At 32.4% G+C, this 6,559-nt stretch carries 9 protein-coding genes; 7 read left to right on the top strand and 2 right to left on the bottom strand.

The annotated features are described in order from the left end of the window. Positions 1-183: 183 nt before the first annotated feature. Positions 184-852 (top strand): class I SAM-dependent methyltransferase, encoded by a 669-nt coding sequence (locus ACFHWD_RS17670; protein WP_378062809.1) that lies wholly within the window; start codon positions 184-186, stop codon positions 850-852. Between the two features lie 89 nt (positions 853-941). Here ACFHWD_RS17670 and ACFHWD_RS17675 read toward each other — a convergent pair whose 3' ends face one another. Further along, positions 942-1,088, bottom strand: coding sequence for a hypothetical protein (locus tag ACFHWD_RS17675; protein ID WP_179978386.1), 147 nt, complete (start codon positions 1,086-1,088; stop codon positions 942-944). Positions 1,089-1,287: 199 nt separating this feature from the next. On the opposite strand from ACFHWD_RS17675, the gene ACFHWD_RS17680 reads away from it, so the two are divergent. Both ACFHWD_RS17680 and ACFHWD_RS17685 read left to right on the top strand, forming a co-directional pair. Then, positions 1,288-1,620 carry a PadR family transcriptional regulator gene (locus ACFHWD_RS17680; RefSeq protein ID WP_150358723.1) on the top strand — a complete coding sequence of 111 codons (333 nt, stop codon included), beginning with the start codon at positions 1,288-1,290 and terminating at the stop codon, positions 1,618-1,620. Between the two features lie 3 nt (positions 1,621-1,623). Further along, the gene (locus ACFHWD_RS17685; RefSeq protein WP_378062810.1) at positions 1,624-2,346 is read left to right on the top strand and encodes a DUF2812 domain-containing protein; all 723 of its coding nucleotides are present in this window, start codon (positions 1,624-1,626) and stop codon (positions 2,344-2,346) included. 263 nt (positions 2,347-2,609) lie between these two features. Here ACFHWD_RS17685 and ACFHWD_RS17690 read toward each other — a convergent pair whose 3' ends face one another. Continuing rightward, positions 2,610-3,506 (bottom strand): dihydrodipicolinate synthase family protein, encoded by an 897-nt coding sequence (locus tag ACFHWD_RS17690; RefSeq protein WP_229982127.1) that lies wholly within the window; start codon positions 3,504-3,506, stop codon positions 2,610-2,612. 213 nt (positions 3,507-3,719) lie between these two features. On the opposite strand from ACFHWD_RS17690, the gene ACFHWD_RS17695 reads away from it, so the two are divergent. The 4 genes from ACFHWD_RS17695 to ACFHWD_RS17710 all read left to right on the top strand — a co-directional run. After that, positions 3,720-4,874 carry a sugar diacid recognition domain-containing protein gene (locus ACFHWD_RS17695; RefSeq protein WP_229982126.1) on the top strand — a complete coding sequence of 385 codons (1,155 nt, stop codon included), beginning with the start codon at positions 3,720-3,722 and terminating at the stop codon, positions 4,872-4,874. Between the two features lie 123 nt (positions 4,875-4,997). Beyond that, positions 4,998-5,420, top strand: coding sequence for a PPC domain-containing DNA-binding protein (locus tag ACFHWD_RS17700; RefSeq protein WP_229982125.1), 423 nt, complete (start codon positions 4,998-5,000; stop codon positions 5,418-5,420). Positions 5,421-5,447: 27 nt separating this feature from the next. Continuing rightward, positions 5,448-6,347, top strand: a complete 900-nt coding sequence (locus tag ACFHWD_RS17705; RefSeq protein ID WP_268253956.1) for an aldo/keto reductase — start codon at positions 5,448-5,450, stop codon at positions 6,345-6,347. 19 nt (positions 6,348-6,366) lie between these two features. After that, on the top strand, positions 6,367-6,559 hold a 193-nt coding region (locus ACFHWD_RS17710; RefSeq protein WP_369869258.1), incomplete at its 3' end, for an NAD(P)-binding domain-containing protein.

Genomic DNA, 6,559 nt, shown 5'->3' on the forward strand with positions numbered 1-6,559 from the left:
TTAAAAATATCGTACAGGCTTATTTTATGGCTGTGATTTTGGCTATTTGTCTGTTTTATACAATGTACTTATTAAAATTCCTGAGGGAAATTGCTAATTGATTATAAAAAACTGTAAATAGTTTTCTGAAAAAATTTATAGTATAATAAAATAGTGTAGCTTGAAAAAGGAGGTAAATAGAAAATGATTCTATCAAAACCATGGGACTGGACTAAAAATTCTAATGATAAATGGCTTGTGCCCTGCATGGAAAGTGCATATTTTGCTGAGATATGGAAAGCACAGAAATTTCAACACTTCTTGGATTTAGGCAGTGGACTTGGGCGACATTCTATATATATGGCCCATAAAGGTTTTTCTGTAACTGCTGTAGATTTATCAGATTATGGTATCCATCATTTGTCCGATTGGGCCAAAAGGGAAAGTTTGGATATTGAAACTCATCTATGTGATATGCTCTCGCTGCCATTTTCGGATAATAGCTTTGATTGCATGTTTGCTTATAATGTAATCTATCATACAGATACTCAGGGTTTTGTAAAAATATTGGATGAGATTAAGCGTGTATTGAAGCCTGGAGGAGAGATATTCCTTACTCTAATTTCAAAAGGAACATGGGATTTTCAGAATGCCGAGGAAAGCCGACGGCTTGATGACAATACGATTCTCCGCAACGAGCATGAAACAGAAAAAAATGTCCCGCATTTTTATGCAGATTTAAAAGATATTGAACATTTTTTTAGTGACTGGAAAATGCTGAGTTTACCAAAAGAGTGGTGTGAGTATGGCTTGGATAGATCCAGGCACTACAGCAAGCACTGGTCACTCTGGTTAAAAAAAGTTTCTGTTTGATGCATTCAGGCATAATTATGGAGAGAGTGTTTGCTTCTCAACTTGCTTTCACTGTTTTTTCAGTGCTTTCTAACATTTTAGTAGAACAATCAAGGAGTCCCTTCATTGTGAATTGGGTTAGGTATTTTTATCAGGCGTGGAAAATATTGAATCCCAATTTCATCTTTATGTATTTCTACAACAATCAAAGCAGTAAAAATTGCCATAATCAATTCTACGTCAATATTGCGTCTCATCCGTCTCCCACCTGCCATCTTCTTACAATTTCGATGAAGCTGCTGTAAAGAAAATCTACATGTTTAAGCTCATTTTTTCCCTATATAACCAAAGAAATGCTAATAACCTTATTAATTTTATATCTATTGACATATATATCATTAAATGATATAGTATATTAAATGATATATCATTTAATGAAATATTTAGGAGGTAAACATGCCTAGAAATAATTCTCTAAAGATGGGTGAACTCACAGATGCTTATTATTATATTTTACTTTCTTTAATAAAACCTAAACATGGATATCTGATTATGAAGTCAATTGAAGAAATGTCTCAAGGTAGTTTTTCAATAGGTCCTGCATCATTATATACGAGTATAAAAAAACTTCTTGAGGGTGGTCTTATAAAACTTAATGGGGATTCACAACAGAAAAAAATTTATATTATTACAGATAAAGGTATTGAGTTTTTAAAAAATGAGGTTAGAAAAAAACGAAAAATGGTCGAGATTGCTGAGAAGATATTTAATAGTGAGGAGATGTTATAAGATATGTTTAACACAAAATACGTTATGAGCAAAGGTTTGGCTTTGGCAGAAAATGAGGAAATGGAGATGCTGTCATCTTATGCTAGGGAAGGCTGGATTCTGTATAAATTTGGTACTTTAGGGTATAAGCTAAAAAAATCCAATCCACAGCAATTACAATATTCCCTTGATTATAGAAACAACCCGGATAAAGGATATTTTTTGTACTTTAAAGAAGCCGGATGGTCTTACGTATGTTCTATAGGAAATACAATTCACATATTTAGTGCACCTGAAGGGACAAAACCAATATATACTGACAATGATACTGAATCGGAAAAATATGTGGGCCAGTATGAAATGACAAAAAAGATTGCAATACCATCGTCGCTATGTACTATTTTGCTTCTTATTTTAACATCGCTTTCCAAATACGGCTATATACCTGATATATATAGAAAGATATTTGGCATTCTTTTAATAGCATCGGTTATAATTACTGTTTATACAGTGATTCCATGTATGTCTTTTTATTCTAAGATAAACAAGTCAGGGATAAAGGAAGATACAAAAAACAGGAGTAGAAATTATAAGATTGCCTATGTATTATTAACAATTATGACATTATTATTAGTAAGTCTATTTTTATTAAGTAAATTTAATTTTTTAAGTATAGGTAATGCTGTATTCTATATAATTTTCTTTATATGCATTTTATTAGGGATATTCATATGTTTTATCAAATAGAAAGTCTTCAGAAACCTTTGAGTTTGCCTAATTCCATAAGAAATGATATAATCACGCTATGTATATCTGAATTCTTGTATGGAAAAAGGGAAAGTGTGAGGAATAATATATTAGGAATTATGGGTAGTTGAAAAGTATACAATATAGATGGTGAGAATGAATTACTAAATTGGGACTTTTTTATTACTTTGAATTTGGAGCCAGTGTGCTGGCTCCTGAACTAATAAAAAAATTTTTGATTATATTTTATTATATATGGAAAATTATTTCGCATTGACGATTTTTTTGATTCGATTTTTGACGTCATCTGTAACTTTTATGTCATAGTATCTTATTGACGTATTGAAATCTGAATTTAAAGCAATGCTTGCAGCAGTCTTTGTAGACAATATGTTGTTGCTGTTTGGCATTTCACGTACATCCATTATATGATTTATTTTCTTCTGAAGTTCCAATAATTTCTTAAAGTCGCCTTTCAAGAATATTTTGTATGTCTCTACCAGAAGTTTTGCCTGGGTATTTGTCTGTGTGCCTATAATACCGTTTCCACCTATCATAAGGTTGGGTATCAAATATTCATCTATTCCGGACAGTACTGCAAAATCAGGATATACGCTTTTAACTTTTTCCACAAATCTTCTTATATTTCCAAGAGCAGGTGTAGTATCCTTTATACCGCCATGAGCTATGTTTTCATACTTGCCGGCTAATTTAAGTACTAGCTCTACAGACAACTCAATTTTTGTATTTTGAGGTATATTATATAATATCATTGGTAGATTTGTATTTTTTGCTATGATAGAAAAATATTCAAAAACATGGCTCTCATCCAATTTAAAATAAAAAGGAGGAACTACCAGTACAGCATCTGCATTGTTTTCTTCTGCACATTTTGCAAGTGCTATAGCTTCTCTTATATTTGGGCTTCCCGTACCAACTATTAACTGTACTCTTCCGTTGATGGTTTTTGATGCGAATTCAATGTATTTCTTTTTTTCATCGAAAGTCATATTAAAAAATTCACCTGTAGTTCCGAGTATGCATATTCCATAAATGCCATCTGAAATTAATTTTTCAATCATTTGTCTGTTAGATTTCTGATCGAAGTCTCCATTTTCATCAAAAATAGTTATTATTGGTGTAAAAACACCCTTTATCATTGTATAACCCCTCCCACTGTGACATATATGTCATAAAATCATAATTTATAATATAGTAACAGAACGAACTATAATTGTATTATCATGCTTATATATTTTTATATCAATGTTCAATTGCACAAATATTATTTATGGCAAACGTTAGATTTTTATTTACATGCACATTATAAAAGAATGATTATTGCCTTATCATGTTATAAGGAGGGGTATAAAATGGAGATTTTGAGTAGGCAGCTTGCGGAAAGAATAGTTGATAGAACTATGAAAGCCGTGAATAAAAATGTAAATATAATGAATGAAAAGGGTATGATTATAGCGTCCGGTGATAAAAGTAGAGTCGGTACAATCCATGAAGGTGCAGTTTTGGCACTTAAAAGGAGATCTGAATTCAGTATAGATGAAAGGCAGTGCAGGGAATTAAACGGAGTTCAGGAAGGGACCAATATAGTAATAGAATTTAAAGGAGATATCATTGGAGTAATCGGTATCACGGGGAAAAGGGATGAAGTTATAGGATATGGCAGACTTATTAAAATGGCAGCTGAAATGATGATAGAACAGGCTTATGTAATGAAGGAACTTGAATGGAGCAACAAGATAAAGGAAAACATGGTAGTATCCCTTATAAATGATAATCAAGATTCTTTTAAATTACTAGAGAAATATGCAGAAAAGTTTAAATTGACAAGTAATTATCCCATGATAGTTTTTATTGTACAGATTGACTTTGAAAAAATTTCTGAAAAAAAAGATATAGATATACTTAACGATGTAATTTCAATACTGGAAGCAAACTTTGAAGGATCGCTTGCAGCTGCGATTGATTCAAAAACAATCGTTATTATATACAAATGTCCAAATGTGGATTATGAATCTATAACCTGCAAACCCAGAATGGAGAGTGTGTATAGAAAGATAAGGTTTAAAACGAAGAGTAATGTAAAGATATCTATAGGAAAAGTATGCAGTAAACTGGCCGATATTCATAAATCTTATGAAATAGCTCAAAAAACATTTTTATTTGGGGAGGAAAACTACTCGCAGGAGAATATATATATATTTGACATTCTAAAGTATCAAATGCTGTTTTTACAGGATAATGCAAAATGGAAACTCAGTGAACTTAAGGATTCCTATGAATTAATTTCTGAAAATGATAGAAATGGAGAATTAATGGAAACGTTAAAAGTTTTTATAGAAGAAAATGGCGAACTTAACAAAGTTTCCAACAGGTTATTTATACATAGGAATACTCTTAATTATCGTTTAAATAAGATATATAAACTGACAAACTTAAATCCTAAAAGATATGTGGACTTATTCTGGCTTTATTCATCTATAATTAATTTTAAAACTACTCAGAGTTGATTCCATTATGCAATTAAACAAAATAAAGCAGTATTATATGTTGATATTTGTTTAATTTAATATTGATTAAATTTCCAAAAGCAGGAATAATTTAAGTATAATAAAAATTTGGGAGCTGATATGATGAAATTTAGAAAATCCGGATCCAATTATATTGTAAAGTTGAATAAAGGTGAAGAAGTAATGAAAGAGTTGACAAAATTATGTAAAGAGCAGAATATAGAAGCAGGGTGTTTTACTGCAATTGGCGCTGCCTCTGAAGTAGAACTTGGGTATTTTGATCCGGTAAAAAAAGTCTATGACAGCAAGGATTTTGTGGAAAATTTTGAGATAACAAGTCTTGTGGGAAATATAGGAAGATTGAAAAATGATGATGTAGTAATTCATTCACATATAAATTTAAGCAATAAAAACTATGGGCTTATTGGTGGGCATTTGTTCAAATGTAAAGTCTCACTTGTTTGTGAACTGTTTATTACAGATCTTGGAGAGAAAATAGTTAAATTGCCTGACAGAGAGTTTGGATTGAATTTCATGAATTTATAAACGCTAATTTGAAAGGAGACCGATATCTTGAGTTTGATAAGTGAAAATGAGATTGAAAAGATAAGAAGTATAAATGAAAAAAGAAAAGTTGTTCTTCCAGATGGTACCCGTGTTCCTGCACTAGGACAGGGAACCTGGTATCTGGGTGAAAATCCATCTGCAAGGAAAGCCGAGATAAATACATTGAGGCTTGGAGTAGAACTTGGGATGACTCTTATAGATACTGCGGAAATGTATGGGGAAGGGGAATCCGAAAATTTGGTAGGATATGCAATAAAGGGTATAAGAGATAAGATATTTCTGGTTTCCAAAGTTTATCCGCACAATGCGGGAATCCCAGATATATTCAACTCCTGCGAAAACAGCCTGAGAAGATTGAATACTGATCATCTTGACTTGTATCTTCTCCATTGGAGGGGTAATGTACCTTTTCAGGAAACAATAGAAGGCATGGAGAAATTGAAAAAACAGGGGAAAATTTTAAGGTGGGGAGTATCCAACTTTGATACTTCTGATATGACAGAACTTGGTGAATGCAGCGGCAGTGAAAATTGTATGGTCAACCAGGTGCTGTATCATCTTGGATCAAGAGGCATTGAATTTGATCTGCTTCCATGGCAGAGGAGACATAACATGCCTATTATGGCATATTGTCCAATAGCAAAGGGCGGAAGGTTGAGAGAACATATCCTGAATGAAAAGACTTTAAATGAAATAGCACAAAATCATGGAGCAACACCTGTACAGGTACTTCTTGCATGGTGCATGAGATCAGGCAATGTAATTGCAATTCCAAAGGCATCCCATGAAAAGCATGTTGTAGAGAATGCCAGAGCAGGTGCTGTTGTTCTTTCAAAAGATGAACTTGATGCACTTGGAAAAGTATTTCCTAAACCTGATAGAAAGATGCCGCTTGATGTATTGTAATGATAAGGAGGAGTAACATATGAAGATAGGATTTATAGGACTTGGAATCATGGGGAAGCCAATGTCGAAGAATTTGATAAAGGCAGGTTATGATCTTGTAGTGTTCAATAGAAGTAAACAATCTGTCCATGAGCTTGTAAAATTTGGAGCTGAAGAAGGCATTTCCTCAAAGGATGTTGCATCAAAAACCGATGTTATTATAACAATGCTTC

The sequence above is a fragment of the Clostridium sp. MT-14 genome, assembly GCF_042436595.1.
GTDB classification, from domain to species: Bacteria; Bacillota; Clostridia; order Clostridiales; family Clostridiaceae; genus Clostridium_B; species Clostridium_B aromativorans.